23 protein-coding genes are annotated in these 26,669 nt (G+C 72.1%); 15 read left to right on the top strand and 8 right to left on the bottom strand.

What is annotated here, in order from left to right:
- The first annotated feature begins 171 nt into the window (after positions 1 to 171).
- Entirely contained in the window at positions 172 to 996 is an 825-nt protein-coding gene (locus AB0F58_RS11050; protein ID WP_357141236.1) for an alpha/beta hydrolase, read from the top strand.
- A 12-nt stretch (positions 997 to 1,008) separates the two neighbouring features.
- Here AB0F58_RS11050 and AB0F58_RS11055 read toward each other — a convergent pair whose 3' ends face one another.
- Positions 1,009 to 2,424, bottom strand: a complete 1,416-nt coding sequence (locus tag AB0F58_RS11055; RefSeq protein WP_357141239.1) for a trehalose-6-phosphate synthase — start codon at positions 2,422 to 2,424, stop codon at positions 1,009 to 1,011.
- Positions 2,425 to 2,612: 188 nt separating this feature from the next.
- Complete coding sequence (locus tag AB0F58_RS11060; protein WP_357141241.1) at positions 2,613 to 3,443, bottom strand: DUF308 domain-containing protein; 831 nt, start codon at positions 3,441 to 3,443, stop codon at positions 2,613 to 2,615.
- A gap of 368 nt (positions 3,444 to 3,811) precedes the next feature.
- Between AB0F58_RS11060 and AB0F58_RS11065 the strand changes: the two genes are divergently transcribed.
- Complete coding sequence (locus AB0F58_RS11065; RefSeq protein ID WP_357141242.1) at positions 3,812 to 4,504, top strand: lysophospholipid acyltransferase family protein; 693 nt, start codon at positions 3,812 to 3,814, stop codon at positions 4,502 to 4,504.
- Positions 4,505 to 4,550: 46 nt separating this feature from the next.
- Here the strand turns inward: AB0F58_RS11065 and AB0F58_RS11070 are convergent, their stop codons facing one another.
- A complete protein-coding gene (locus tag AB0F58_RS11070; RefSeq protein ID WP_357141829.1) occupies positions 4,551 to 8,195 on the bottom strand; it encodes an adenylate/guanylate cyclase domain-containing protein in 3,645 nt (1,214 codons plus the stop codon).
- Positions 8,196 to 8,421: 226 nt separating this feature from the next.
- Between AB0F58_RS11070 and AB0F58_RS11075 the strand changes: the two genes are divergently transcribed.
- Entirely contained in the window at positions 8,422 to 8,610 is a 189-nt protein-coding gene (locus AB0F58_RS11075) for a hypothetical protein (RefSeq protein ID WP_357141245.1), read from the top strand.
- A 207-nt stretch (positions 8,611 to 8,817) separates the two neighbouring features.
- Here the strand turns inward: AB0F58_RS11075 and AB0F58_RS11080 are convergent, their stop codons facing one another.
- Positions 8,818 to 9,510: a Crp/Fnr family transcriptional regulator gene (locus AB0F58_RS11080; RefSeq protein WP_357141248.1), complete on the bottom strand. Its 693-nt coding sequence runs from the start codon at positions 9,508 to 9,510 to the stop codon at positions 8,818 to 8,820.
- Between the two features lie 380 nt (positions 9,511 to 9,890).
- Here AB0F58_RS11080 and AB0F58_RS11085 point away from each other — a divergent pair, with 380 nt between their 5' ends.
- The 5 genes from AB0F58_RS11085 to AB0F58_RS11105 all read left to right on the top strand — a co-directional run bounded on the left by AB0F58_RS11085 (position 9,891) and on the right by AB0F58_RS11105 (position 14,296).
- The gene (locus AB0F58_RS11085) at positions 9,891 to 10,388 is read left to right on the top strand and encodes a polyadenylate-specific 3'-exoribonuclease AS (RefSeq protein WP_357141832.1); all 498 of its coding nucleotides are present in this window, start codon (positions 9,891 to 9,893) and stop codon (positions 10,386 to 10,388) included.
- 212 nt (positions 10,389 to 10,600) lie between these two features.
- A complete protein-coding gene (locus AB0F58_RS11090; protein ID WP_357141251.1) occupies positions 10,601 to 11,104 on the top strand; it encodes a pyridoxamine 5'-phosphate oxidase family protein in 504 nt (167 codons plus the stop codon).
- A gap of 181 nt (positions 11,105 to 11,285) precedes the next feature.
- Positions 11,286 to 12,314: a 6-phosphofructokinase gene (locus tag AB0F58_RS11095; RefSeq protein ID WP_357141253.1), complete on the top strand. Its 1,029-nt coding sequence runs from the start codon at positions 11,286 to 11,288 to the stop codon at positions 12,312 to 12,314.
- Between the two features lie 109 nt (positions 12,315 to 12,423).
- Complete coding sequence (proC, locus tag AB0F58_RS11100) at positions 12,424 to 13,242, top strand: pyrroline-5-carboxylate reductase (protein WP_357141256.1); 819 nt, start codon at positions 12,424 to 12,426, stop codon at positions 13,240 to 13,242.
- A gap of 661 nt (positions 13,243 to 13,903) precedes the next feature.
- Positions 13,904 to 14,296 (top strand): DoxX family protein, encoded by a 393-nt coding sequence (locus tag AB0F58_RS11105; RefSeq protein WP_357141258.1) that lies wholly within the window; start codon positions 13,904 to 13,906, stop codon positions 14,294 to 14,296.
- Between the two features lie 127 nt (positions 14,297 to 14,423).
- Here AB0F58_RS11105 and AB0F58_RS11110 read toward each other — a convergent pair whose 3' ends face one another.
- On the bottom strand, positions 14,424 to 15,455 hold the full coding sequence (locus tag AB0F58_RS11110; RefSeq protein WP_357141261.1) for a hypothetical protein: 1,032 nt from the start codon (positions 15,453 to 15,455) through the stop codon (positions 14,424 to 14,426).
- 322 nt (positions 15,456 to 15,777) lie between these two features.
- On the opposite strand from AB0F58_RS11110, the gene AB0F58_RS11115 reads away from it, so the two are divergent.
- Entirely contained in the window at positions 15,778 to 16,470 is a 693-nt protein-coding gene (locus AB0F58_RS11115) for a Tat pathway signal sequence domain protein (RefSeq protein WP_357141264.1), read from the top strand.
- Between the two features lie 354 nt (positions 16,471 to 16,824).
- A complete protein-coding gene (locus AB0F58_RS11120; RefSeq protein WP_357141267.1) occupies positions 16,825 to 17,889 on the top strand; it encodes a hypothetical protein in 1,065 nt (354 codons plus the stop codon).
- 184 nt (positions 17,890 to 18,073) lie between these two features.
- Here AB0F58_RS11120 and AB0F58_RS11125 read toward each other — a convergent pair whose 3' ends face one another.
- A complete protein-coding gene (locus AB0F58_RS11125; protein ID WP_357141269.1) occupies positions 18,074 to 18,790 on the bottom strand; it encodes an exonuclease domain-containing protein in 717 nt (238 codons plus the stop codon).
- Between the two features lie 629 nt (positions 18,791 to 19,419).
- Here AB0F58_RS11125 and AB0F58_RS11130 point away from each other — a divergent pair.
- The gene (locus AB0F58_RS11130; protein WP_357141272.1) at positions 19,420 to 20,160 is read left to right on the top strand and encodes an SGNH/GDSL hydrolase family protein; all 741 of its coding nucleotides are present in this window, start codon (positions 19,420 to 19,422) and stop codon (positions 20,158 to 20,160) included.
- A 67-nt stretch (positions 20,161 to 20,227) separates the two neighbouring features.
- Here AB0F58_RS11130 and AB0F58_RS11135 read toward each other — a convergent pair whose 3' ends face one another.
- Both AB0F58_RS11135 and AB0F58_RS11140 read right to left on the bottom strand, forming a co-directional pair.
- Positions 20,228 to 20,662, bottom strand: coding sequence for a hypothetical protein (locus AB0F58_RS11135; RefSeq protein ID WP_357141275.1), 435 nt, complete (start codon positions 20,660 to 20,662; stop codon positions 20,228 to 20,230).
- A gap of 99 nt (positions 20,663 to 20,761) precedes the next feature.
- Complete coding sequence (locus AB0F58_RS11140; protein WP_357141277.1) at positions 20,762 to 21,256, bottom strand: glutathione peroxidase; 495 nt, start codon at positions 21,254 to 21,256, stop codon at positions 20,762 to 20,764.
- A 244-nt stretch (positions 21,257 to 21,500) separates the two neighbouring features.
- On the opposite strand from AB0F58_RS11140, the gene AB0F58_RS11145 reads away from it, so the two are divergent.
- From AB0F58_RS11145 to AB0F58_RS11160, 4 genes are all read left to right on the top strand, one after another.
- Positions 21,501 to 23,108: a glycosyl hydrolase family 18 protein gene (locus tag AB0F58_RS11145; protein ID WP_357141279.1), complete on the top strand. Its 1,608-nt coding sequence runs from the start codon at positions 21,501 to 21,503 to the stop codon at positions 23,106 to 23,108.
- Positions 23,109 to 23,395: 287 nt separating this feature from the next.
- On the top strand, positions 23,396 to 23,899 hold the full coding sequence (locus tag AB0F58_RS11150) for a hypothetical protein (protein WP_357141835.1): 504 nt from the start codon (positions 23,396 to 23,398) through the stop codon (positions 23,897 to 23,899).
- 187 nt (positions 23,900 to 24,086) lie between these two features.
- Positions 24,087 to 25,493 carry a class II 3-deoxy-7-phosphoheptulonate synthase gene (locus AB0F58_RS11155; RefSeq protein WP_357141281.1) on the top strand — a complete coding sequence of 469 codons (1,407 nt, stop codon included), beginning with the start codon at positions 24,087 to 24,089 and terminating at the stop codon, positions 25,491 to 25,493.
- 144 nt (positions 25,494 to 25,637) lie between these two features.
- Positions 25,638 to 26,660: a GntG family PLP-dependent aldolase gene (locus AB0F58_RS11160; protein WP_357141284.1), complete on the top strand. Its 1,023-nt coding sequence runs from the start codon at positions 25,638 to 25,640 to the stop codon at positions 26,658 to 26,660.
- Positions 26,661 to 26,669: the final 9 nt, after the last annotated feature.

Genomic DNA, 26,669 nt, shown 5'->3' on the forward strand with positions numbered 1-26,669 from the left:
TCGGTGAGCGCGAGGAGTGAGCTTGCGAGCCCCGCAGTCGCGAACGGAGGGCGGGTTCGGTGAGCGCGAGGAGTGAGCTTGCGAGCCCCGCAGTCGCGAACGGAGGGCGGGTTCGGTGAGCGCGAGGAGTGAGCTTGCGAGCCCCGCAGTCGTGAACGGAGGGCGGCCCCGGTGAGTGGAACACGGATCGTCCGGGGGCGGGAGTGGGCCCGGCCGGTACGCCCGGCCCGCCGTGAGGTGCTCAGCGCGCTGCCCGAGTTGGAGCAGGGGCGCCCGCCGCTGCTCTTCGTCCCGGGCTTCGGTCACGGCGCGTGGGCATTCGCCGAGCACTGGCTGGAGCACGCCGCCGCCCGGGGCTTCCCGGCGCACGCGGTGAGCCTGCGCGGGCACGGCGGCAGCGAACCGGCGCCGGAGGCGTCGCTGCGGGCGTACACCCACGACGTGGTCCAGGTGGCGGCGGAGCTGCCGCGTCAGGCGGTGCTGGTGGGGCACGGCGCGGGGGCTCTGGTGGTGGCGCACGCGCTGGCCCGGTACCCGGCGCGGGCCGGAGTGCTGGTCGCCCCGGTGTTCGGTGGCTGGGGCACGCTCGGCGCGGCGCTGCGCCGCAACCCGGTCGGTACGCTCCCCGCCCTCTGGGGTGGCCGGCTGCGGCTGAACCGGCGGCAGCTGTTCAGCCCGGAGCTGCCGGAGACCGCCGCCCGGGCGCACCTGGCCCGGCTGGGTCGGGCCGGTCGGCGCGCCCAGTGGCGGCTGCTCTTTCCCGGTGCCGTGGAACCGGCGGTGGGTCACCCGCCGGTGCTGGTGCTGGGCAGCCCGGACGACCGGGTGGTTCCGGCGGCGGCGCTGACCCGCGCCGCCCGGCGCTATGGCTCGGCTCCGCTGCTCTTCCCCGGCATGGGGCACGACCTGATGCTCGACGCGCGGTGGCGGGAGCCGATCGACGCGGTCCTGGACTGGCTGGTCAAGGAGCCGACGCCGGCCGTCGTGCCGGTCTGAGCAGCGGCCCGCTCAGCCGGTGGTCACCCCGGGCGGTACGGGGCCGATCTCGTCCAGGGTGGTCAGGTAGGAGCGGACCCAGGACCGGATGTCGTACCGGTGCAGGTGTTCCCGCATCGCGCGCATCCGGGCCGCCGCGTCCTTCGGATCGGCCTGGAGGGCCGCGAGCAGGCCCTGCTTGAGCCCCTCCAGGTCGTGCGGGTTGACCTGGTACGCCTCGGACAGCTCCGCCGCCGCGCCGGCGAACTCGCTGAGCAGCAGCGCGCCGGAGTCGTCGACCCGGGCGGCGACGTACTCCTTGGCGACCAGGTTCATCCCGTCCCGCAGCGGAGTCACCGCCATCACGTCCGCCATCCGGTAGAGCGCGGCCAGCTCGGCCCGGTCGAAGGGCTGGGTGAGGTAGTGGATGGCGGGCTCACCGACCCGGCCGAACTCGCCGTTGATCCGCCCGACCTCCCGTTCGACCCGGTCCCGGAGGATCTGGTACTGCCCGACCCGTTCCCGGCTGGGCACGGCCACCTGCACCAGGACCGTGTCGTGCACCTTGATGTGACCGCCGGCGATCAGCTCGCTGTACGCCTTGAGCCGGTGTTCGATGCCCTTGGTGTAGTCCATCCGGTCGACACTGAGGATCACGTGTTCCGGGTCGCCGAGGTCCTCGCGGAGCCGGTCGGCACGGGCCACCACGTCGGGCCGGGCGGCCAGCGCCGCCATCTCGGCGGTGTCGATGGAGACCGGGAAGGCGCCCACCCGCACCGTGCGGCCGTCCACCTCGATCTGCCGGTCGGTGGCGGGCACGCCGAAGACCTTCGCCACCAGCTGTGCGAAGTTGTGCGCGGCCTGGGCACGCTGGAAGCCGACCAGGTCCGCGCCGAGGATCCCGCGCAGCAGCTCGGCCCGGCGGGGGAGCTGCATGAACAGCTCGGGCGGCGGGAACGGCACGTGCAGGAAGAAGCCGATCCGCAGGTCGGGGCGGAGTTCGCGGAGCAGGGCGGGCACCAGTTGCAGGTGGTAGTCCTGCACCCAGACCACGCCACCCGGCTCGGTCACCTCGGCGGCGGCCTCGGCGAACCGCCGGTTGACCCGCTGGTACGCCTCCCACCAACGCCGGTGGTGTTCGGGCTGCTCGACCGCGTCGTGGTACAGCGGCCAGAGGGTGGCGTTCGCGAAGCCCTCGTAGTGGTCCCGGAAGTCCTCCGGGGTGAGCGGGACGGTGTGCAGCCGGACGCCGTCGACGTCGGGCAGGGCGGGGGCGGGACCGGTGCCGCCGGCCCAGCCGATCCAGGTCGCGGGGGTGTGCTTCAGCAGGGGGTGCAGGGCGCTCAACAGGCCGCCGGGGCTTCGGCGCCACTCGCAGGCGCCGTCGGGTGCCACGCTGTTGTCGACGGGAAGGCGGTTGGCCACCACCACGAGGGAGCTCTGGCGCATCTCGGTCATTCCGATCTGCCGAGGGATGACCGCCCTGAGTGGGAGGAACCGGGCAGTCAGCGAGGGGAGTGACGTTACAGCCGTATTCCTACTGACCGTAAGTTACACCACTGTTACTTTCCCTGTCCCGGGTGGTGGGTGTCCCGCCATCCGGACGCCCGGGTGGCACGGATCCGGACCGACGACGGTCAGACGACCGCGCCGTCGTCCGGGTCGTGATCCTCCGGGTCACCGGGCCGCAGCCGCCAGATCAACGTGACGAACCCGGCGAGGATGCCGGTGAAACCGAGCAGGGTCACCACCGCCCGGTCGGCCGGCAGGACCGACGGGAAGAGGAAGAGCACGAAGCCGACGATGACGGAGAGCACGCCGGCCACGGCGTACTTGGAGACCGCCGGTAGCGGCGGGGGCGGTGGCGGGGTGTAGCCCTCGTCGTCCGGGCCGTCGGGCAGGTCCGCACCGAAGGTGTCCAGACCGTCCAGGAGCGAGGGCTCGTCCTGCCGGCGCCCGACCGAGATGCCGGAGAAGTCGGCGGCGGAGGGGAGCGGACGGACCCCGGTGACGGTCGGGGCGGTGCCCTCCTCGGTGCGGCCGAGCGCGCCGGCCGGTGGCTTCGGGGTGTCGTCCAGTTCCTCGGCGGCGGGCCAGGGCGTGGGGCCGGGGGTCGGGGCGCGGTGGAAGCCGGCCACGATCCGGGCCCACTCGGCCTCGACGTCGGGCTCGCCCGGGCGGGTCGGCCCGCTGACGCCCTCGTCGCTGAGCTGGGTGAGGTAGTCCCGGGCGGTGGTCAGGTGGGAACGGTCGACGTAGAGCCGGTCGACCGGCCGGGCGGGCACGGTGGTCGTCCGGGTCACCGGGTTCAGGTCGGCCGAGGGTTGCAGGTACGCGGCGATGCCGCCGGCGGCGAGCACGTCGAGCAGGTGCTCACCGACGCGTGGATCCACGTCACCCGCCACGGCGTACTCGCTCGCGTCGAGCCCGTTGTCCCGCCGTCCCCGGCGTGCCCCACCCGCTGACACCGGCGTCCTCCTCCTCGCACCTGGCGGCGCAGGTTCTCCGGCGCCCCCGCCCGCACGCCGTGTCCTGAATCGTGACACGTCCGCCCCCGGTTCCGGGAGTGCGTTGTGGCGCGTTGCCGAAAGTCAACGACGGCGCCGCAGGTCGCGGCCATGGATTTTTGTCTGTTTGTGCGGGAAGTGCGAGCACGCGGCGGAGCAGGGCGACCCGTGTGACCTACCCGTCCCCGTTGGTACCCGGGCGCGCGTTGTGGGGCTCGGCTTCCGGTTCGTAGGCTCAGGGCCGACGGTTCGTGGGCCTCGGCCGACGCTCGGCGTGCGCCCCGGACGCTCCGGCGGTGCCGTCACGGACCCCTTCGGGAAGGACAGCGGTGCTGTACTGGCTGATGAAGTACGTCATCCTCGGCCCCTGGCTGAGGTTGATCTTCCGACCTCACGTCGAGGGTTTCGCGCACCTGCCCGCCACCGGGCCGGTGATCCTGGCCAGCAACCACCTCTCCTTCTCGGACTCGATCTTCCTGCCGCTGATCGTCCCCCGGCGGGTGACCTTCGTGGCCAAGGCCGAGTACTTCACCGGCAAGGGGATCAAGGGCTGGCTGACCCGGTTGTTCTTCGTCGGCACCGGCACCCTGCCGATCGACCGTTCCGGCGGCCGGGCCGCCCAGGCGGCGCTGGACGCGCAGCTCGCGGTGCTCCGGGCCGGCGGGGTCGCCGGCATCTATCCGGAGGGCACCCGGTCCCCGGACGGCCGGCTCTACCGGGGCAAGACCGGGGTGGCCCGGCTGGCGCTGGAGAGCGGCGCCCCGGTGGTGCCGGTGGTCATGGTCAACCTGGACGAGATCCAGCCCCCGGGCAAGCTCGTCCCCAAGGTCGCGCAGGTGCGGATCCGGTTCGGTGCGCCGCTCGACTTCTCCCGGTACGCCGGCCTGGCCGGCGACCGCTTCGTCGAGCGCGCGGTCACCGACGAGATCATGTACGAGCTGATGGAACTCTCCGGCCGCGAGTACGTCGACGTCTACGCCCAGAAGCTCAAGAACCAGCCGGCCACCCCGGTCCCCGCCTGACCTGCCCCGCCCTGCCCCCCCGCCGTTCCGTCCCGGTCGGACGGGATCAGGAGGCGAGCGTGGGTGAGGACCGGGCGGACACGTCCGGGTCGCCGATGCGGAGCAGGCCCGGAGCGCGGTTGCGCAGGGCGAACGCGCGGACCTCGCCCTGTACGGTGGCCGCCCCGGCCGGGTCGCCCGCCCGCTCCAACTCCTTCGCGGCGAGCGCGAGCGCGAGCATCCGGTCGGTGACCGCCGGGATCCGCCCGTACAGCTCGGCGGCGGCGCCGTAGAGCTGACCGGCCCGAGCGTGGTCGCCGTCGGTCGCGGCGAGCGCCGCGGTGACGGTCTGCCGGGCGGCATCGGTCCACGGGGTCCGGTGCGGCGCCCGCTCCAGCATCCCGCGTACCCGTACCGCCGTGTCCCGTCCACAGAGCACCGCCGCGTACGCCGCCGCCGCGATCCACTCGCCGCTGAGCAGCGCCGGCACCGCCGACCACGAGTCGTCCAGCTCCGCCAGGAGTTCCCCGGCCTCACCGGTACGCCCCTGCAACGCCCGGCAGAGCGCGCTGATGCCCAGCGTCGTCCAGTGCAGCCGCCGGAACCCGCTGCGCCGGGCGGTGTCCAACGCGTCGCTGACGTCGTCGACCGGCCGGGGCGCCGGTGGGCCGACCGCGGTGAGCACCGGTCCCGCCCCGCCCGGCCGGCCGCTGCGCTCGCCCGGCGTGGCACCCGGCCCGCCCCGTTCGCCCGGCACCGGCTCGTCCCGCAGGATCCGCAGGCCGGCACGCAGCCCCCGGACCTGCATGTCCCACCGGCCGGTCGGCGTGTCCACGAAGGCGTCCGCCGCCGTCAGCAGCGCGCCGAACTCGCCCTCGAAGTACGCCCGCATCGCCTCGCCGGAGTACCCCGTGGTCAGCCCGGGTGAGCCGGACAGCTCCGCCGCCTCGGTCAACAGTTCGTTGGAGCGGATCCAGTCGCCCTCCTCACACACCACGTAGGCGAGGTTCTGCATCGCCCGCGGCAGGGCGAGCAACCGTTGGGTCCGGGCGGCCTCGAACGCCGCGTGCAGCTCGTCCACCCCGGTCCGGTCCCCGGCCTGGTAGCGGGCGGTGGCGGCGGTGATCTGCGCGTCCACCCGGGCCTCCACCAGGCCGAGCCGCTCGGCGATCCCGGCGGCGGTGCTGGCCGCCGCCACCGCCTCGGCGCTCTCGTTGTTGAGCATGTGCAGCCGCCCCAGCTCGGCGTAGGCGTCCGCCTTCTGCTCGCTGTCGGGCAGCCCCTCGAACAGCTGCACCGCGCGGGCCAGCCGGGCCAGCGCGGTGTCCCGGTCGGTGCGGATCCACGCCGCGCGGCCGAGCAGCGTCCAGGCCCGGGCGGCACAGCCCACGTCGCCGTGCGTGAAGAGCCGTTCGGCCAGGTCGGTCAGGGTTTCGGTGCCGCCGGCGTCGAGGAACGCCGCGCCGTCGCGGAAGAACGAGATTTCCGCGCCGAGCAGCTCCAGCTGGAGCCGGTCCAACGGGTCGGCGTCGTCGGCCAGACCGAGGGCCCGGGACGTGTGGTGCGCCGCCGCGTCCAGGGCGTGCAGGCTGTACGCGCGCCGCGCCGCCCGGTGCAGCGCCTCGCGCGCCGTCGCGGCGTACCGGCCGGTGTCCAGCCCGAGGGTCCGGGCGATCTCGTGCGCCGCCCAGCGGTGGTTGGCCAGCACCTCGGCCAGGTCGGTGTCCCGCCCCCGGGCCAGCGCGTCGATCCAGTCGGCGGTCCGTTCGTGCCGGGCGACCCGCTCGGTGCGGGGCAGCCGCTGGTAGCAGACGTCCCGGACCAGGATGTGCCGGAACTGGTACTCGGCCTGCCCCGCCATGGTGGACGCCGGCAGCTCGACGACGAAGTCCCGCTGCCCGAGCCGGCGCAGCGCCCGCTCCACCGCCTCGACCGGCTGCCCGAGCGCGGCGGCCACCGCACCGGGCCAGAACTGGGTGCCGACCACCGAGGCGGCCAGCAGCACCGCCCGGTCGGCCGGGTCGAGCAGGTCGACCCGGTTGGCGATCACCGCGTGCACGTTGTCCGGGATCGGCAGCCCGTCCTGCTTCTTCAGCAGCCAACCCCGCCCCGACTGGCGCAGGAAGCCCTGCTCGATCAACATCCGCACGTACTCGTGGGCGTAGAGCGGGTTGCCGTCGGCGACGTCGACCAGCGGGTTGATCAGGTCGGGGGAGAAGACGGACTGGCCGAACAGGTGCGCGTACAGCGAGGTGATCCCGCTCGGGCGCAGCGGCGGCAGGGTGATGGTCAGCGACCCGGCGATGGTCCCCGCCCAGCTCGGGTCGCGGTTGATCAGTTCCGGCCGGGCGGTGCAGAGCACCAGCAGGGGTACGTCCCGCGCGGACGCCCCGAGCAGCTCGATCAGGCGCAGCATCTTCTCGTCGCCCCAGTGCAGGTCCTCGAAGACCAGCACGGTCGGGCGGCGGGCGGCCAGGGCCAGCAGGAAGCGCCGCCAGGCGGACTGGGTCTCCTCGGCCGGCAGCGTGGGACCGGGCAGGCCGACCAGCGGGCGCAGCGCGTCGACCAGCCGGTCCGCCTCGCCCGGCCCGACCAGGTCGGCCACCGCCGCCCGCAGCCGGGGCGCGGCGGCGGTGGCCGGATCGGTGTCGAGGATGCCGGCCTCGGACTTGACGATGTCGGCCAGCGCGGCGAACGTGACGTTCTCACCGAACGGCGGGCACCGACCGGTGCGCCAGGTCAGCGAGGCGTCCGCGCCGGCGCGGGTGTGCCGGTAGAGCTCCCGGACCAGTCGGCTCTTGCCGATGCCGGCCCGGCCGAACACGGTCACCAGTTGCGGCATCCGCTCCCGGGTGGCCCGGTCCAGCGCGTTGACGAGCAGACCCAGTTCGTGTTCCCGGTCGATGAGCGGAGTGGCGTCCGGTTCCCGGTCCGGCTGCCGACGCTGGGCCGCGCCGAGCGCCAGCCACACCTCGGTGGGCGACGAGCGTCCCTTGAGGGTGACCGCCGGCTGCTGCTCGTACCGGACCGCACCCCGGGTGAGCGCATACGTCGTGCCGCAGACCAGGACGCCACCGGGCGGGGCCACCGACTGCATCCGGGAGGCGGTGTTGACCACGTCACCGGCCACGATGGCCTGACCACCATGGTGCGCGGCGGCCACGTCCACCAGCGCCTCGCCGGTGGCCACCCCGACCCGGAAGCGGAGCCCGTCCGCGCCCACCGGGGCGAAACGGGCCAGCACCCGTTGCAGCTCCAGTCCGGCCCGGACGCAGCGCAGCGCGTCGGTCTCGGTCGCCACGGGCGCACCGAAGAGGGCCATCACGGCGTCCCCGATGTACTTCTCCACCACCCCGCCGTACTGGCCGATCACCCGACGGGCGGCGGAGAAGAAGCCCGTCTGCAGTCCCCGGACCAGTTCCGGATCGGACTGTTCCACGTAGGGGGTGAAGTCGATCAGGTCGACGAAGAGGACGCTGACCCGGCGACGGTCCTCCTGCGCCGGTGCGGCGGGGGCGGGGCCGCCGCCCCGGACCGCCGGGTGCGTGTCGCGGCCGGTGCGGGCCCGGCCGCAGCCGGTGCAGAACGCCGCGTCCGGGGTGAGTGGCCGGTCGCAGTGTTCACAGGCGAGGGCCAGTTCCACACCGCAGCCACCGCAGAAGCGGTCGTCGGGCGCAGCGGGTCGGCCACACTGGACACAGTGGGCGGCGATGCCAACCTCCCGGGACGATCCGAGCTGAGTGCGCCGGCCGGGCGCGTCGCGCCGGCGCGGCGGTGACCGAAAGTGGCCGTCGACGGCCCACGGGGCCGTCCTGAGTCAGTATCCCGGTAACGAGCTGCTGTCGGGTACCCGCCTGTTGGCTTACGGACAGTGTCTTTGTTACGGGGAACGGCTACATTCAGTCAGCCGAGTTTCGATCACACAGGGGGAGAATTCCATGGTGTACGTCCGACTGAACGCGGAGTGGACCGACACCGACGGCGTGAACCACGCCGCGGGGGAGACCGTCGACGTGGACGCCGCGACCCTGGCCGAGCTCCAGGCCGCCGGCATCGTCACCGAAGGCCCGAAGTCGGGCGGCGGCGAGACCACGGAGTGGGTCGGGCCGACCAGCACGAAGCCCTGACCGCCGTACGCCACCCGGTGTCCCGCGTGCCACCCGGCGCGCGGGACACCGTCGTTTCCACCCCCACGCAGCACGCAGGGTGCCGCGTCACCGGGATCCGCCCCACCGGGCGCGACGCCTGACGGGAACGCGCCCCCACGGGCCCCGCTCCAGGTCAGCCACCAGGTCAGCGGTCGTGTTCGTCGACAGTGGCACGCGCCGGCCCGGTCAGCGGTCGGGCATGCCCGCCCGGCGGCGTAACGCGGCCACGTCGGTCACCACGATGCGGCGTCCCTCGGTGCGCAGCCAGCCCCGGCTGGCGAACGAGCCGATCGCCTGGTTGACGCTCTGCCGGGAACCCCCGGCCATCTCCGCCAGCTGGGACTGGTTGAGCTCGATCGTGATCATCGGAGCCTGGCTCTCGCCGGCCAGCCGGACGAGCGTCTTGGCCACCCGGCCGGGCAGGTCGAGGAAGACGTGGTCGGCGTTCTGTTCGGTCAGGCGCCGGATCAGGGCGCCCAGGGAGCGCATCACCGCGTCCAGGATGCGCGGGTTGGAGTGCACCAGCTCCATGAAGGCCGGTCGGGACAGCGCCAGGGCGCTGCAGTCCTCGATCGCCTCGGCGGACGCAGACCGGGTCGAGGCGTCGAGCAGGGACACCTCGCCGAGCACGTCCGGCGGTCGGATCACCGACAGCACCGCACGCTCGCCGGTCGGGGCGGTGCGGAACACCGCCACCGCGCCCCGGCGGAGCACGATCAGGGACTCGCCGGGGTCGTTCTCCACGAAGAGCAGCTGCCCCTTGCGGTAGGTGCGCGGCACGGCCGCCGCGATCACCCGCTGACGAACCTCCGGCTCCAGGCCGGCGAACATCTCGACTCCCGTGAGCGCGTCACCCGGCTCCGGCAGGCGCATCTCCACGGCCCAACCCCTCCCCGGTCAAGGACCACAACTCGCAGCCGGGTGAACCTGACAGCCCCCGGGTGGAGGTGAACTGACACCGGTTCGGCGTCCGGTAGCGGTACACATCAGATCATGACGTCCCTGTCGCTTGCTGTACACCCCTGAAATCACTTCCGTGACAATCCTGAGCTGCGGCGGATGCCACGGTGAGGGGAGAACTCCACCGTCGGGCGGTGACCGTACGGGGGTGCGGTGGAACGGGTCGCGGACCATCTGCGACCGGTCGGCGCGGGGGGCGGGACCATCCCCGCGCCGACCGTCCGTGCCGCCGGTGACGGGCCTGCTCCCGCAGCCCCCCGCCGGTCGGGCCGCCGGACGGGTGCGCGAGGATGACCGGGATGGTCTACCGCTACTTCTACGACTGCGAGTTCATCGAGGACGGCCGCACCATCGACCTCGTGTCGATCGGCGTCGTCGACGAGTACGGCCGTGAGTTCTACGCGGTCTCCACCGAGTTCGACGACTCCCGGGCGGTGCCCTGGGTGCGTCGCAACGTGCTCGACAAGCTGCCCTCGCCCGCCGACCGGGCCTGGCGCTCCCGGGAGCGGATCCGGGAGGACCTGCTCGACTTCCTGGTCGAACCGGTGCGCGGCCGGCCGGACGAGCAGATCGAACTCTGGGCGTGGTACGCCGCCTACGACCACGTGGTGCTCGCCCAGCTCTGGGGCTCGATGATCACCCTGCCCCGGGAGATCCCCCGGTTCACCAAGGAACTCCGCCAGCTCTGGGACGACCGGGGCCGCCCGCCGCTGCCGTCGGCCGAGGCCTCCCGGCACGACGCGCTGGTCGACGCCCGGCACAACCTCGCCCGGTGGCGGGCGATGACCGGCGACTGAGTCGTCCCGCTCCCCGGCGTCCCCCGTGCTCCGGCAGGGCGGTGACCGTCCGTCACGCGCTGCGGTCGGCGCCGGGTGACCCGCTTCCGTCGTCCGGCCCGGAGCTGGTTCCGCCATAGCAGGTTTGGGCGGTTCCGTCCCGGGCACCGGGACGTCAGCCGGCGCGGGCGGAGCAGTCGGCCCGCGTGGAACCGACGCGAGGGAGTGTCACGATGAGTCCTGAGCCGACCACGGACGCCGAGGGTCGGCACCGGGTCACCGAACTGATCCGCGCCGCGCGCGTCTGCATGCTCACCACGATCGCCGTCGACGGTCGGCAGGTCAGCCGTCCGATGGCGCTCCAGGAGGCGGAGTTCGAGGGCGACCTGTGGTTCTTCACCCGGGTGGACTCGGCCAAGGTCCGGCAGATCCGGGTCAACCCGGAGGTCAACGCGGCCTTCGGCGACCCGCGGCGACACACCTGGATCTCCGTCTCCGGCACCGCGCGGGAGGAGAACGACCGGGCCGACGTCGAACGGCTCTGGCACCCGGCGCTGCGGGTGTGGTTCCCGGACGGACCCGACACGCCCGGACTGACCCTGATCAGGATGCACGCCAGCTCGGCCCAGTACTGGGCCGCGCCGGACAGCACGGTGGTCACCCTGCTCGGTGCCGTCCGGTCGGCGGTGACCGGTCGGCCGCCCGGACCCGGCGACAACCGCGCGGTCCGTTACTGAGCTGTGTGCTCTCCGTGGCCAGCGGATGGACACCTTCCGGGGCGCGCTGTCGGGGCACCGCCGTGCCGACTACAGTGCGCTCTGACGGCCCGCCCCGGGCCGGCAACGGCGCCGTGGTCGGATTGACCCATATCCTGGGGCTTTGTTGGGCTAACCGAAGCTCCAGGAGGATGAGCAGATCATGCGTATCGGCGTGCTCACCGGCGGTGGCGACTGCCCCGGTCTCAATGCGGTGATCCGGGCGGTGGTCCGCAAGGGCGTCGCCAGCTACGGCCACGAGTTCGTGGGCTTCCGGGACGGCTGGAAGGGCCCGCTGGAGGGGCTGTCCCGCCCGCTGGGCATCGCGGAGGTCCGCGGCATCCTGCCCCGCGGCGGCACCATCCTCGGTTCGTCCCGCACCAACCCGTTCAAGATCGAGAACGGGGTCGAGCGGATCAAGGAGAACCTCGCCGCGCAGGGCGTCGACGCCCTGATCGCGATCGGTGGTGAGGACACCCTCGGCGTCGCGACCAAGCTGCACGAGCTGGACGTCAACGTCATCGGCGTGCCGAAGACCATCGACAACGACCTCGGCGCCACCGACTACACCTTCGGCTTCGACACCGCCGTCAACATCGCCATGGAGGCGATCGACCGGCTGCACACCACGGCCGAGAGCCACCACCGGACGCTGGTCGTCGAGGTGATGGGGCGGCACGCGGGCTGGATCGCCCTGCACGCCGGTCTCGCCGGTGGCGCCAACGTGATCCTGCTGCCCGAGCGGCAGTTCGACGTCGAGCAGGTCGCCGGGTACGTCGAGAAGCGCTTCCAGCACCAGTACGCCCCGATCGTCGTGGTCGCCGAGGGCGCGCAGCCGCTCGACGGGCAGATGGTCCTGCACAACCAGGAGCTGGACGCCTTCGGTCACGTCCGGCTCGGCGGCATCGGCCAGTGGCTCGCCGAGCAGCTCGAGGCCAAGACCGGCAAGGAGGCCCGCACCGTCGTGCTCGGCCACATCCAGCGCGGCGGCACCCCGACCGCCTTCGACCGGGTGCTCGCCACCCGGCTCGGCCTCCAGGCGATCGACGCCGCGCACGAGGGCGACTGGGGCAAGATGGTCGCCATGCAGAGCACGGACATCGTCCGGGTGCCGCTCGCCGACGCCACCCGCGAGCTGAAGACCGTGCCGCTGGAGCGGTACGCCGAGGCCGAGGTCTTCTTCGGTAGCTGACCGGGTGGGGCGGCGGACGTCTCGGCGTCCGCCGCCCCCGCACCGGGTCGTCGCGATCCGACGGTGTCGCCGTCGGCGCTGCCGAGGAAGAGGAGAGGGGTACGGCGGGATGTCGACTGGGGTGCACACGGTCGCGGTGATCGGTGCCGGCAAGATCGGCGAGCTGATGCTCTCCGGCCTGCTCCGCTCGGGCTGGCCGGCCGACCGGTTGCTGGCCACCGCACGGCGTCGGGAACGCGCCGAGGAGATCGCCACCCGGTACGGCGTCCGCGTGGTCGACAACATCACCGCGGTACGGGACGCGGAGGTGCTCGCGATCTCCGTCAAGCCGCAGGACGCGGGGGTGCTGCTCGACGAGATCGGGCCCAATGTTCCCGCCGGGAAGCTGGTCATCTCGCTCTGCGCCGGGCTGCCCACCGGATTCTTCAGCCGGCGGTTGCCCGCCGACACCCCGGTCGTCCGGGTCATGACGAACACCCCGGCCCTGGTCGACCAGGCGATGACCGCGATCTCGGCCGGCGCGCACGCCACCGGGGAGCACCTCGCCCTGGCCGAGGAGATGTTCACGCCGCTCGGCGCGACGATCCGGGTGCCCGAGTCGCAGCAGGACGCGGTCACCGCCCTCTCCGGCTCCGGTCCGGCCTACTTCTACCTGCTGGTCGAGGCGATGATCGACGCCGGGATCCTGCTCGGCCTGCCCCGCCAGGTGGCCCACGAGCTGATCGTGCAGACCGCCATCGGGTCGGCGGTGATGCTGCGCGACTCCGGCGAGCACCCGGTGAAGCTCCGCGAGGCGGTCACCTCACCGGCCGGTACCACCATCTCCGCTATCCGCGAGCTGGAGAAGCACGGCGTACGGGCGGCGCTGCTCGCCGCCCTCGAGGCGGCCCGTGACCGGGCCCGCGAGTTGGCCGCGCAGGCCACCTGACCGGTCCACGGCTGCGGGTCCGGTGTGCCGCGCCCGGTTGCGCGCCGCGCCCGGACGGAGATCAGCCACCTCGTCGGGCTGCGGCCGGTCCGGGCCCGGTGGAAGCGCGGCTCGTCGGCTTGCTGTCGGTTGCGCCGTGATTGATGGCTCTCGTCCGTGCCCGCTCGTGGGGTGAGAACGAGCGAATCCGGCATGTCGACGGGGCTCGTTCCCCGACCGGACCGGTGTCGTTGCTGGTGACCGGGCCCCGGGCCCGCGCCGCCGAGCGACCGGCCACGGCGTCCGTGGAGGTTGCCGGTCCTGCGCGGTGAACCGTTCCGCCCGCTCCGTCCGTGCCTCTCACCGGGGAGTTGGTCCGACCGTCGCGGTCGACTCGTCCCGCTCCTGCCACGGCGGCGCGACCCTCCGTATGACATCTATTGACTTAACGCCATCAATAGAGCATAAAGGTTGTAGCGGACTTCTTGCTCAGTCAAAAGTCGACTTCTCCTGTAGTTCCGGGCCGCAACCGGGTGCCACCCGCGGCGGGAGAGGGGGTGGGAGATCCGTCGGTGCCACGAGAACCGGCACCGGTCCGTGCGACGCCCGCAGGTACCTGTCGACGAGAGGGACGATTGTGACTGTCAACCGCCTTACCGACCCGGTGATCAGCCTGTTCCGAATGGTCATCGGACTGCTGTTCCTGACGCGCGGCCTGTCCTCGATATTCGGCGTCTTCGGGGGCAGCCAGGGTAGCGGGGACGCTATCCAGGTCGGCCTCTGGCCGCACTGGTGGGCCGCGTTGATCCAGCTCGTCGGGGGTCTGCTCGTCCTGCTCGGTCTCTGGGCCCGGCCGGCCGCCGTGATCTGTTCCGGGTCGATGGCCTACGCCTACTTCGTCGTGCACCAGCCGATGGCATTGCTGCCGATGAACAACCGGGGTGAACTCGCCGCGCTGTTCTGCTGGTCGTTCCTGCTCGTCGCGGTTCTGGGTCCGGGTCGCTGGGCCCTGGACTCCCTGCTCGGTCGGCGACGGGACGGAACGCGCGCAAGGGAAGCGGCCACTGTGGTCTGATCACGACGTCGATCGGGGTGGCCGCTCCGGCGGGGCCACCCCGATCGGGGTCGATCTGTTCGCGACGGGTGCGGGCTTCCCGGCGGGGCCCGCCCGGCGGTGCGGGGTCACCGCCGCTCCGTGGTGTTCAGGCGCAGGTGCCGTCGACCAGGAACCAGCACCTGGTCTGCGGTGACGACCGGAAGAAGTCGAGCAACAGGGCGCCCACCTTCCCCTCGCCGGTCTGGGCGGGGTGGGTGCCGTCGTCGGCGAGATCGGAGCGTGCCCAGGTGAGCCCGTCCGACCTCGGGGTCGTCCCGTTGGCCCACAGGTAGGGGCCCCAGGCCAGCCAGGGCGCGACACTGTTGTAGTTGAGGTTGCCGGCCCGGGGGTCGACGGGCGAGCCGGCCATCTGGTCGATCTGCGCCTGGATCACCCACTTGACGGCGAATGCGCTCTCGTACGCGTAGGGCTCCGGATTCAGCCTGGTGGTGGCGTACCCCGCGTAGATGCGGCTCGAGAAGAACACCAGTTGCAGGTTGGGGTACCGGATCCTGAGCGCCCTGGCGATCGCGCCCTGTTGGGTGACCAGCCGGTAGGCGTCGGCGTTCGAGGCGGGTAGGGAGCTGGTGGGGTTCGCGTTCGCCACCTTGACCCAGACCGCTTGGACCTGGTTCTCGGTGAGCCCGAGCGGGGCGAGACCGGTCGTCCGGACGCGCTCGTAGTTCTCCGCGTTCGGTGACGTCCAGGTGTCGGCCGTCTGCCCACCGGCCGCTCCGTCGACGATGGCCAGGGTCGAGTGGTCGACCTGCGGGTCGACTGCTGCCCGCCCGCTGAAGGACCAGGGCGCGCACTGCCCGTTGGGTCGGCGGGCGCAGAACTCCTGGGTGGTGTTGGACATGCCGACGGAGAGCAGCACGACCTTGCCGTTGACATTCGGGGCGCCGTTCGCGTCCAGCGGTCGTACCCGTCTGGCGCGGTTGATCCCGGCATTGCCGTGGGCCGCCGGGAGGACGTTGCTGCCGTTCGGATAGAGGCCGCCCGGGAAATTGAGATAGGTGCGATTGGCCAGGTCGTTCAGGGGGATGGACGGCGCCGTGACGGCGGCGGCTTCGGAACCGAGCGGGACGGCCAGGGCAAGGGCGACGAGCGCCACCAGGACTCGGCGGGGGTGGGCCATCCGCGCTCCTTCGGTCGTGTCAGATGAACCTCGGCACACTATATGCATCCATGTTTGCCAATGGAATTGTGCGTCGACGCGGGGTGGAACTTCTGCGTGTTGACACCGCACTTCATTGAAGTCTATAAATATTCTGCACCGTGTCCCGACGTCGGGACACGGCAGTTGGCCCGACTGTGCCCCGGTGTCGGCACCTCGTCGGGCGGCCGGCACCGCTCTCTTCCTGCCCCCACCGGATCCTCCGGTCCGTCGTCGTCCCCGGCGCCGGCCCTTTCCGACCGGCTCATCAGAGACCACCCGTCACCCGTCGAGAGGAACCACCATGCCCAGGCACGGAGGAACCCACGCCGCCCTCGCCGTCGCGGCGCTGCTGACCACCCTCGGGCTGGCCGCGCCGGCCGCGGCCGACCCGCCGCCGACCGTAGCCGTCGGGGTGCTCACCCACACCGGCGTCGGCGGCCCGGACGTACGGGTCGGAGATGTGGCGCAGGCGAAGCTGAAGGCCGGGACCACGGCCAACCTGTACTCCGGCCTGACCTCCACCACCCGCGTGTCGTGCGCCGAGTCGACGTTCACCGCCTCGATCCGCACCAATCCGGTGGCGCCCGGCACCGCGACCGCGAGCCTGACCGCGCAGACCTTCGGTAGTTGCACCAGCACCATTCCGGGCACCTTCGGTGCGAGCAAGGTCGTGGTCGACAACCTGCCCTTCGCCACGGCGATCTCCAGCGGGGGGGCGGTGAAGGTGAGCGGCACCAACGCCGCGCCGATTCAGGTCACCGTCACGCTACAGAACGCGATCGGCGCGCTCACCTGCGTCTACCGGGCCAACGGCAACACGATCTCCGGGGTCGCCTCGAACGCCTCGGCCGCGACCTCGATCGCGTTCACCCACCAGCCGTTCACCAGGGTCTCCGGCCCGAACACCTGCTTCGCCGCCGCCTACTTCTCGGCGACGTACGCGCCGGTGCGCGACATCAGCCAGCCGGGTTCCCCGATCATCTACGTGAACTGAGCGGTGACGAGGGCGTCCGGCCGGCCCGCCGGACGCCGTCGCCGGGCAAGGGCACGGCCTTCGGTCGCGCGCGGGTGCGGGTTCCGCCGCGAGGTTCGGAGGCCCCGTCGACGTTTGTCAGAGTCAGGTCAATTCCCGGTCCGCGTCCTTGCCGTCGCCGACAGCCCCTGGCTCACTGATCCGGGACGGACGGTCTGTCCCCGATGGATGGGAGTGACAGTGCGACGTTTGTGGTGGGCGGCCATGGCCGTGGCCGTGTCGGCCGTGGGGACGACGGCCGCCTGGTCAGGTGCGCCGGCGACAGCGGGTCAGGTGGCCGTGCCGGCGCCGCCGCCGTTGTCGACACCCGGGGACGTGTCGAAGATCAGCGTGATCGCGTCGACGACCACGGGTGGGTGGACGTACGACACCTACCGCAACCGGGCGTACGAGTGCTCGCTCGGTGGCTTCCAGACCTTCACCATCGGCACCCGGGTCGGATCGTCGGCCACCCAGCCGGCTCCGCTGTGGACCTACCTGCACGGTGGCGGCACCGGCTACTTCGACCCCTCCGGCACCCCGCAGCCCGACGACAACCACATGAGGGAAGAGACGCCGCAGCAGCAGCGCGAGAGCCTGATCGAGGTCGCCCTGACCGCCCGCCTCAGGTCGGCGAGCGCGAACAACCGGCTCCTGGCCGTCTCCATGTGCAACCGCGACATCTACGGCGGGGTGGGACTACCCGACCCGAACAACGTCACCCCCGAGGGCCGGAACCGCACCACCAACGGCCTCCTCAGCACCAAGGCGGCGGTCCAGTTCACCACCAGCCGGTACCGCACCAACGACAACTTCCTCTACGGGACGAGCGCCGGTTCGCACGGCACCTTCCACGTCTCCTACGGCCTCCAGTTGCAGGGGCTCGCCCCGGCCGGGCTGGTCGCCGACTCGGGAGTGATCAACACGCTCGCGCAGGAGCGACCCAACCCTGATCCCGCCTGCGGACGCACCGACGAGTGGCGCGACATCTTCCCCCGGCGTCTGCACCCCGCCATCACCAACGGCGACAACGACCCGGACCAACTGGTCTCCTCCGGGGCGCTCAGGGTGCCGGTCCTACAGGTGTGGAGCCGCAACGACGGGGGACAGTGCGGCGCGAGGCCGATGGCCTGCCCGCTGCGGGACGGCAGCACACCCACCATGGGGTCGACCGACTGCACCCACGAGCTGCTGCGCCTCGCCATCGCCGACCAGGGGCCGACGTCGAGGTCGTACAGCATGCGCCTGTGCGTCAGCCCGCCCGGCCAGCCCGGCACCTGCACCGTCCACACCCCGACCACGGACGTCGGCGCGGTGAACACCCTGCCGAGCGAACCCGCCGACTTCAACGCCAAGATCCTGTCCTGGGTGCAGCAGCGGAGCCTCGACGACCGGGACTGACGCCGCCGGCTCCCGGCTACGGCTGCTCGCCGCCGGCGCCCGCCCACCGCATCCGGCTCCCCGACCGGTTCACCTGGCCCCGCCGGGACTGCCCGCCGACCGTGGACAGTTGCCGATCGATCACGACGGTAACTGTCCACGACAGGCCACGGGCGACGGGTGCGCGGGGGTGGTGCGGCGACCGTCAGTCGCGGTCTTCCGTCTCCAGGGGCCACTCCAGGCCGACCGTCCGGGACTGGCCGGTGCGGTCGAAGTAGCGCTGGAGGTCGCGGCCCTGTTCGGCGTACCAGTCGATCTGCGCCCGGTGCAGCTCGTCCACCGGCATCCGGGCGATCCGCTCGTGCCGGGCGGCGATGGACCGGGCCAGGTCGACGGCGGCCCGGGCGTCACTGGCCGCCTCGTGGGCGGTGCCCGGCTCGACCTCGTAGTAGGGGCAGAGGTCGCCGAGCTGCCGTCCGCCCGACCAGTACCGCTCCACCTCCCGGTGCAGGACGGACGGGTCGACGATGACGGCCCGGTCCCAGGCGATCGACGGCAGGCCGTGCCGGGCGAGTTCGGTGTGCAGGGCGGTGACGTCGTAGGACGCGCAGAAGGCGACCAACGGCGTCCCGTCGGCGATCAGCTTCGCCACGGTGCTGCCGATCTCGGCCAGTGCCTCGAACGCCGGCCGACCGTTGGCCCGGACCATCTCGTCGGTGATGCCGTGCAGGGCGGCGGCGTCCGCTGGGATCGGCACGCCGGGATCGATCAGCCAGGTGTCCTGGGTGCCGTCGGCGTAGGTGAGGGCCGCCGACACGATCCGGGTCCGCATCGGCTGGGGCACGGTCGCCTCCAGGTCGAAGCCGACCAGCGGCAGGTCGTGCCAGCCGGCATGGGTGCCCCGGGGTGGCGCGGTCCGCACCGGAGCGCATCCGTGGTGGTACGAACTCCAGCGGTTACCGACCCTGATCGCCTGGCCGGCTCCGGCCTCGACCCACATGCGGCACGTGCCGCAGCTTCCGCCGTACTTGTTGATCACGTTCTGTTGTCTCCTGATAGGGGTGGTGACGTGGGGCCGATCGGGCCGCTGCGCACGAAGGGACTGGATCATGATGGCCGGTCGGAACCCGCTCTCGACGCGGCCGAACAGATCGTCCACCACCCTCTTCGGACTGTCCACAATGGCCGTGCGGTCCCGTCGCCGGGACCGGTCATGCCTCGCCTCCCGGAACAATCGCCGTCCGACCAGGAGAGTCGGTCTGTCGGTGCCGGCACCGTCGTGGGTAGGGGTGTCGCCGGCTGACCGGGCTCCGTCCGTGCGGCGCGAACCGTCCCGGGGGCGGGGCTGCTCAGCGTGGCGACGATCTTCGGCTAGGGGTTCGAGATTGAAAAATATCGACGTCCACCCCTATTTGGCCTTCCGGGCGAGGCTATTAAGTGATATCTATCTCTTGCTGATCTTTCTCCTAGCCCCCGGGAGTGTGCGACGTGCGGAGATCCCGCTTGGTAACCCTCGCCCTGAGCCTCACAGCGGCTCTGGGTGCCACCCTCGTGACGGCCGTTCCCGCTCAGGCGGCGGCCACCGACCGGTACGTGGCCATCGGTGACTCGTACGCCTCCGGCGTGGGCGCCGGCAGCTACACGAGCGAGAGTGGCAGCTGTAAGCGCAGCACCAACGCCTATCCCGCGCTGTACGCCGCCAACATCAAGCCGGCCTCCTACAAGTCGGTCGCCTGCTCGGGGGCCACCACCACGAGCGTCATCAACACCCAGCTCTCCGCGCTCACCTCGACCACCACCCTGGTCAGCGTCCAGGTCGGTGGTAACGACGTCGGCTTCGCCAACATCATGACCACCTGCGTGCTCTACGGCACGAATCAGTGCGTGGCCGCGGTGGACGCCGCCATCGTCAAGGCCCGCAACGACCTGCCGCGCCTGCTGGACGGCGTCTACAACGGCATCAAGACCCGGTCCCCCTCGGCCCGCGTCGTGGTCGTCGGCTACCCGGTCTTCTACCAGCTGAACACCCCCTGCGTCGGGCTCAACGACACCGCGCGGGCGAAGATCAACGAGGGCATCAACCTGGTGGACGACATCATCCGCGCCCGCGCCACCTCGCACGGCTTCCGCTTCGCCGACGTGCGCAGCGCCTTCGTCGGCCACCAGCTGTGCAGCTACGGCACCAAGTGGCTGCACGCGCTGAACGTCCTCGACATCGGTGTGTCGTACCACCCGACGGCGGCTGGCCAGTCCGGCGGCAACTACCCGGTCTTCCGCTCCGTCGCGGGCTGAACCGGAACCTCGTCCGCACCGGGCCCGCCGCGTACCGACGCGGCGGGCCCGGTGCGTCGGTACGCCCCTACCGGTTCTGCGTCCCGGCTGTCGGCCGGGCGGACTCCAGGTTGCCGGCCATCACCGCGAGCACCCGTACCGTCTCCACGTACTGCTCGGTGGTGAGGCCGCGCATCAGCAGGTCGCGGGCGGCCTCGACCCGGGCGGCCAGCTGGGTGTGCGCGGTCCGACCGACCGTGCTCAGGGTGAGCCGCCCGTCCTCGCCCCGGGTCACCCAGCCGCGTCGGGCCAGCTCGTCCACCGTGTCGCCACCGTCCGCGCCGAACGGGGCCAGGGCCTCCGCCAGCTGCGCGGTCGTGCGTGGGCCCTCGTGCAGCAGGTGCAGGGTCTGCCAGTGCCGCCGGCCGAGCCGGTCCTCGGCGAGGGTGGTCTCGAACTGTGTCTCGATCAGGTCGTGCAGGTGGCGTAGCCAGTAGCCGATGGGCCGGCTGGTCGGTTTCATGGCACTCCCGGTCGTCCGAAATGCGGGCGGTCGGTCCGCAGTGTGAACGGGTGGGCCCTCGACACGGTCGAGGCGGGCTGTAGGGGTGGCCGCCCCGGCTCAGTCCGTCGCCGGCAGGACCCGCTGGATCGCCGCGTGCAACTCCGGGGCGTCCGGCTCGACCGTGGGGGCGAACCTCGCGGCCACCGTGCCGTCCGGCGCGACGAGGAACTTCTCGAAGTTCCAGCGGACGTCACCGGTGTGGCCGTCGGCATCCGTGGCCTCGGTGAGCCGGGCGTACAACGGGTGCCGCCCCGCCCCGTTGACCTCGACCTTCTCCGTCAGCGGGAAGGTCACCCCGTACGAGGTACGGCAGAACTCGCCGATCTCGTCGGCGGTGCCCGGCTCCTGCCCGGCGAACTGGTTGCACGGCACCCCGAGCACCACCAGCCCGCGCCCGGCGTAGGCGTCGTACAGCTTCTGGAGACCGGCGTACTGCGGCGTGAGGCCGCAGTCGGAGGCCACGTTCACCACGAGGAGCGCGCGCCCCCGGTGCCCGGAGAGGTTGGCCGGCCCGCCGGCGAGGGCGTTGATCCCGATGTCGAAGACGCTCATGCCGGCGAGGTTACCGCCGCGTAGGCGGACGCCGGCAGGCGCCGGGCCGACCGGGACGGTGAACGCCCGGTGACCACCCGTCCACGCCCCGTCCGCGACCGGGTGCCGACGGTGCCCCCCTGCTGACCGGCGGCGATCCGTTAAGGAAATCGACACATGCACATCTTGACGAAGTAATGACAGCGTGAGTAGCGTCTCAACCACCCCTTCTGGAAAGTTTCCTAACTGTTTAGGGAGACGCCGCATGAGAAGATCACTCCGCCGGGCCCTCTGGGCCAGCGCCGTGGTCGCCGTGACCGTCGCTGCGGTCCCGATGACCTCGGCCTTCGGCGCCGGCAGCGTGACCACCACCTTCACCAAAGCGTCGGACTGGGGCACCGGTCACGAGACGCGGGTGACCATCAGCAACGGTTCGGACGCCGCGGTCAGCACCTGGCGCATCGAGTTCGAACTCCCCTCCGGCACCAGCGTCAGCAGCTCCTGGGACGCCGACGTCACCCGCGACGGCAACCGGTACGTCGCGGTGAAGAAGAGCTGGGCCGGCGGTGTCGCGCCGGGTGCCACCTTCAGTTGGGGCTACAACGGCACCGGGGCGTACCGGGCCCCGCTGAACTGCACGATCAACGGCGCACCGTGTGGCGGCGGCACCCCGCCCCCGACCACCGCGCCGCCGACCACGGCCCCGCCGACCACCCCGCCCCCGACGACCCCGCCCCCCACCACGCCGCCGCCGACCGGCGACAAGAAGGTCGTCGGCTACTTCGCCCAGTGGGGCGTCTACGGCCGGAACTACCACGTCAAGAACATCCACACCAGCGGCTCGGCCGCCAAGCTGACCCACATCATGTACGCCTTCGGCAACACCACCGGGGGTCGCTGCACGATCGGTGACAGCTACGCCGACTACGACAAGGCCTACACCGCCGCCGACAGCGTGGACGGTGTGGCGGACACCTGGGACCAGCCGCTGCGCGGCAGCTTCAACCAGCTCCGCAAGCTGAAGAAGATGTACCCGCACCTCAAGGTCGTCTGGTCCTTCGGTGGCTGGACCTGGTCCGGCGGCTTCACCCAGGCCGCGCAGAACCCGGCCGCCTTCGCCGAGAGCTGCTACAACCTGGTCGAGGACCCGCGCTGGGCGGACGTCTTCGACGGCATCGACATCGACTGGGAGTACCCGAACGCCTGCGGCCTCACCTGCGACACCAGCGGCCCGAACGCGTTCAAGAGCGTGGTCTCCGCGCTCCGGTCGAAGTTCGGCTCCTCGGCCCTGGTCACCGCCGCGATCACCGCTGACGGCAGCAACGGCGGCAAGATCGACGCCACCGACTACGCCGGTGCCGCCGGGAACCTGAACTGGATCATGGCGATGACCTACGACTACTTCGGCGCGTTCAACGCCCAGGGACCGACCGCCCCGCACTCGCCGCTGTACTCGTACACCGGCATCCCGCAGCAGGGCTTCAACTCCGACGCCGCGATCCAGAAGCTCAAGAGCAAGGGCATCCCCTCCAACAAGCTGTTGCTCGGCATCGGCTTCTACGGTCGGGGCTGGACCGGGGTCACCCAGGCCGCCCCGGGCGGCACCGCCACCGGCCCGGCCCCGGGCACCTACGAGCAGGGCATCGAGGACTACAAGGTGCTCAAGAACAGCTGCCCGTCGACCGGCACCATCGCCGGCACGGCGTACGCCAAGTGCGGCAGCAACTGGTGGAGCTACGACACCCCGGCCACCATCGGCGGCAAGATGACGTACGCGAAGAACCAGGGCCTCGGCGGAGCGTTCTTCTGGGAACTCTCCGGCGACACCAGCAACGGTGAGCTGATCGGCGCCATCAAGGGCGGCCTCGGCTGACCCGGACGCACCATCCCGTCGGGGGTGGGGAGGCGGCCCGTCCGCTCCCCACCCCCGACGCCGTCGTGGGTGGCTGGTGCCGACCCGACCCGGCCTGACCCCGCCAGCCGCGCGGGCGGTGGTGGCGACGGGGCGGGGCGGTGGATCGTTGATCCGTCAGGTGCTCCGGCCGACGGCGGGGGCGGGGGTGCCGAACGCCCGAGCGGGTGGTGACGTCTCTATGCATCGGAGTCGATGTGACAGACTCGCGGCTCGGTCGGCTCGACGCGGCGGGCGAGGAGGCTCCGATGGCGGTGAAGCGGGGGACGCTGTCCCTGGCGGTGGTACTGGCCGCGCTGACGGTCACCCTGTCCGGCTGCGGGATCGGCGACGACGAGCCCGCCGAGGAGCCGGACCGGGCCCCTGCCGAGGAGGCGGCCACCCGGTCCCGGGAGCGGGTGCAGGCGTACCTCGACGCGATGGTGGCGAAGGACGTCGCCGCCGGGCGCAGCCAGTTCTGCGCCACCGCGCACGCGTCCTTCGACGCCGCCGCGACCAGCCCGAACGGTGACTTCGCCGCGCACTTCACCGTCCCGAGCGCGGTCGTCACCGACGTCCGGCCCGGCACGCGCGGGCAGGAGGTCAGCACCTCCGTGACGGTGTCCGTCGGCGGGCAGTCGACCACCCGCGCGCTGCTGTTCACGGTGACCCGCAGCGGGGCCGACTGGTGCATCGCCGACGAGGTTCCGGGTGACCCGCCGGCCCCGGACGGCGCCCCGCCCGCAGAGCCGAGCCCCTCCTCCGCGCCGTAGGGAATCCCCGGCCCTCCCGCCGGCGACAGCCGACGAGGTGAGCCCGTCGTCCGCGCCGTGGGGCTTCCAGAGGCGGCCGGACAGCCGCCCCGGCCCCGGGCGGGCGGGTCGCCGGGACAACTCCCAAACACCGGAACCCGCCCCCTCGGCGAGGATTCACCGCCGCCGTCGCCGTAGGCTTTCCGGCATGCGCCATGAGTGGCATCAGCTGACCCACCCCGCCGTCGGTAACCCCGGACTCCAGACCAGCCGCCCGACCGTGGACTCCGCCGAGGACGCCGCGCTCGGTCTGGACAACTGGCGGAGCCTTCCGCGCGCCCAGACACCGCCGTGGCCCGACCCGGCGGCGGTCGCCGAGGTCTGTACGGTGCTCGACACCGTCCCCTCGGTCGTCGCCCCGTACGAGGTCGACCAGTTGCGCAACCGGCTGGCGCTGGTCTGCGAGGGGCAGGCCTTCCTGCTCCAGGGCGGCGACTGCGCGGAGACCTTCGTCGACAACACCGAGAGCCACCTGCTCGCCAACGCCCGCACCCTGCTCCAGATGGCGATCGTGCTGACCTACGGCGCGTCCCTGCCGGTGGTCAAGGTCGCCCGGGTCGCCGGGCAGTACACCAAGCCCCGGTCGCTGCCGACCGACGCCCGTGGCCTGCCGGCCTACCGGGGCGACATGATCAACTCGCTGGAGGCGACGCCGGAGGCCCGGGTCGCCGACCCGCAGCGCATGATCCGGGCGTACGCGAACTCCGCCGCGGCGATGAACATGCTCCGGGCGTACCTGGCCGGTGGGCTGGCCGACCTGCACGCGGTGCACGACTGGAACAAGGGCTTCGTCCGGAACTCCCCGGCCGGCGAGCGCTACGAGGCGATCGCCCGGGAGATCGACCGGGCGCTGGCCTTCATCCGGGCCTGCGGGATGACCGACGAGGAGGCGCTGCGCACCGTCACCCTCTACTGCTCCCACGAGGCCCTCGCCCTGGAGTACGACCGGGCGCTGACCCGGGTCTCCGACAGCCGGGCCTACGGGCTCTCCGGGCACTTCCTCTGGATCGGCGAGCGGACCCGGCAGATCGACGGCGCACACGTCGACTTCATCTCCCGGATCGCCAACCCGATCGGCGTGAAGCTCGGCCCCACCACCACGCCGGACGAGGCACTCGAACTCTGCGAGAAGCTCAACCCGGAGAACGTCCCCGGCCGGCTCACCCTGATCAGCCGGATGGGCAACCACAAGGTCCGGGACGCGTTGCCGCCGATCGTCGCCAAGGTCGCCGCCGCCGGGGCGAAGGTGGTCTGGCAGTGCGACCCGATGCACGGCAACACCCACGAGTCCTCCAACGGCTACAAGACCCGGCACTTCGACCGGATCGTCGACGAGGTGCTCGGCTACTTCGAGGTGCACCGCAACCTGGGTACCCACCCGGGCGGACTGCACGTCGAGCTGACCGGTGAGGACGTCACCGAGTGCCTCGGCGGCGCGCAGAACATCGCCGACCTGGACCTGCCCGGCCGGTACGAAACCGCCTGCGACCCGCGACTGAACACCCAGCAGTCGCTGGAACTGGCCTTCCTGGTGGCCGAGATGCTCCGTGGCTGACGCGAGGAGTGAGCGTGCGAGCCCCGCAGTCGGCGGCCGAAGGAAGCACGGTGGCTGACGCGAGGAGTGAGTGTGCGAGCCCCGCAGTCGGCGGCCGAAGAGAATGCAGTGCCTGACCAACGAGCGAGAGGCGCGGGCGAGGACATGACAGTCGACCTGCGGTCCGACACCGTCACCCGGCCGACCAGCGGGATGCGGGAGGCGATGGCCGCCGCCGAGGTGGGCGACGACGTCTACGGCGAGGACCCGTCCGTCAACGCGCTGGAGGCCGAGGTCGCCGCGCTCTTCGGACACGAGGCGGCGCTCTTCGCCCCGACCGGTTCGATGGCCAACCAGATCGCCCTGCAACTGGTGGTGCCCCCGGGCGAGGAACTGCTCTGCGACGCCGACGCGCACGTGGTCACGTACGAGATCGGCGCGGCGGCGGCGTACGGTGGCATCTCCTCGCGGACCTGGCCGGCGGTCGGTGGGAACGTCGACCCGGACGCGGTGGCCGCGATGGTCCGTCCGGACGGCTACTGGGCGGTGCCCACCCGGGCGATCGCCGTGGAGCAGACCCACAACCGCAGCGGTGGCGAGGTGCTGCCGCTGACCACCCTGCACGCGCTGCGCCGGGTCGCCGACGACGCCGGGGTGGCCCTGCACTGCGACGGTGCCCGGATCTGGCACGCGCACGTCGCCGACGGGGTGCCCCTGGTCGAGTACGGCGCGCTCTTCGACACCCTGTCGGTCTGCCTCTCCAAGGGGCTCGGCGCGCCGGTCGGCTCGCTGGTGATCGGCAGCGCGGAGCGGATCGAGCGGGCCCGTTACCTGCGTAAGCGGATGGGCGGTGGCATGCGGCAGGCCGGCGTCCTGGCCGCCGCCGGCCGGTACGCGCTGGCCCACCACGTGCCGAGGCTCGCCGAGGACCACGCGAAGGCCGCCCGGCTGGCCGAGGCGATCGCCCCGTTCGGGCTGCTCGCCACCACGGTCCGCACCAACATCGTGCCACTGGACCTGACCAAGTCGTCCCTGGACGCGCACACGCTGGCCGCCGCCGCCCGTGCGGAGGGGGTGCTGATATCGGTGCTCGGGCCGCGTACCGCCCGCCTGGTCACCCACCTGGACGTCGACGACGCCGGCATCGACCGGGCCATCGCCGTGCTGACCCGGATCCTGGCCGGCTGACCCCGATCC

The sequence above is a fragment of the Micromonospora sp. NPDC023956 genome, assembly GCF_040639195.1.
In the GTDB taxonomy this organism is placed as follows: Bacteria; Actinomycetota; Actinomycetes; order Mycobacteriales; family Micromonosporaceae; genus Micromonospora.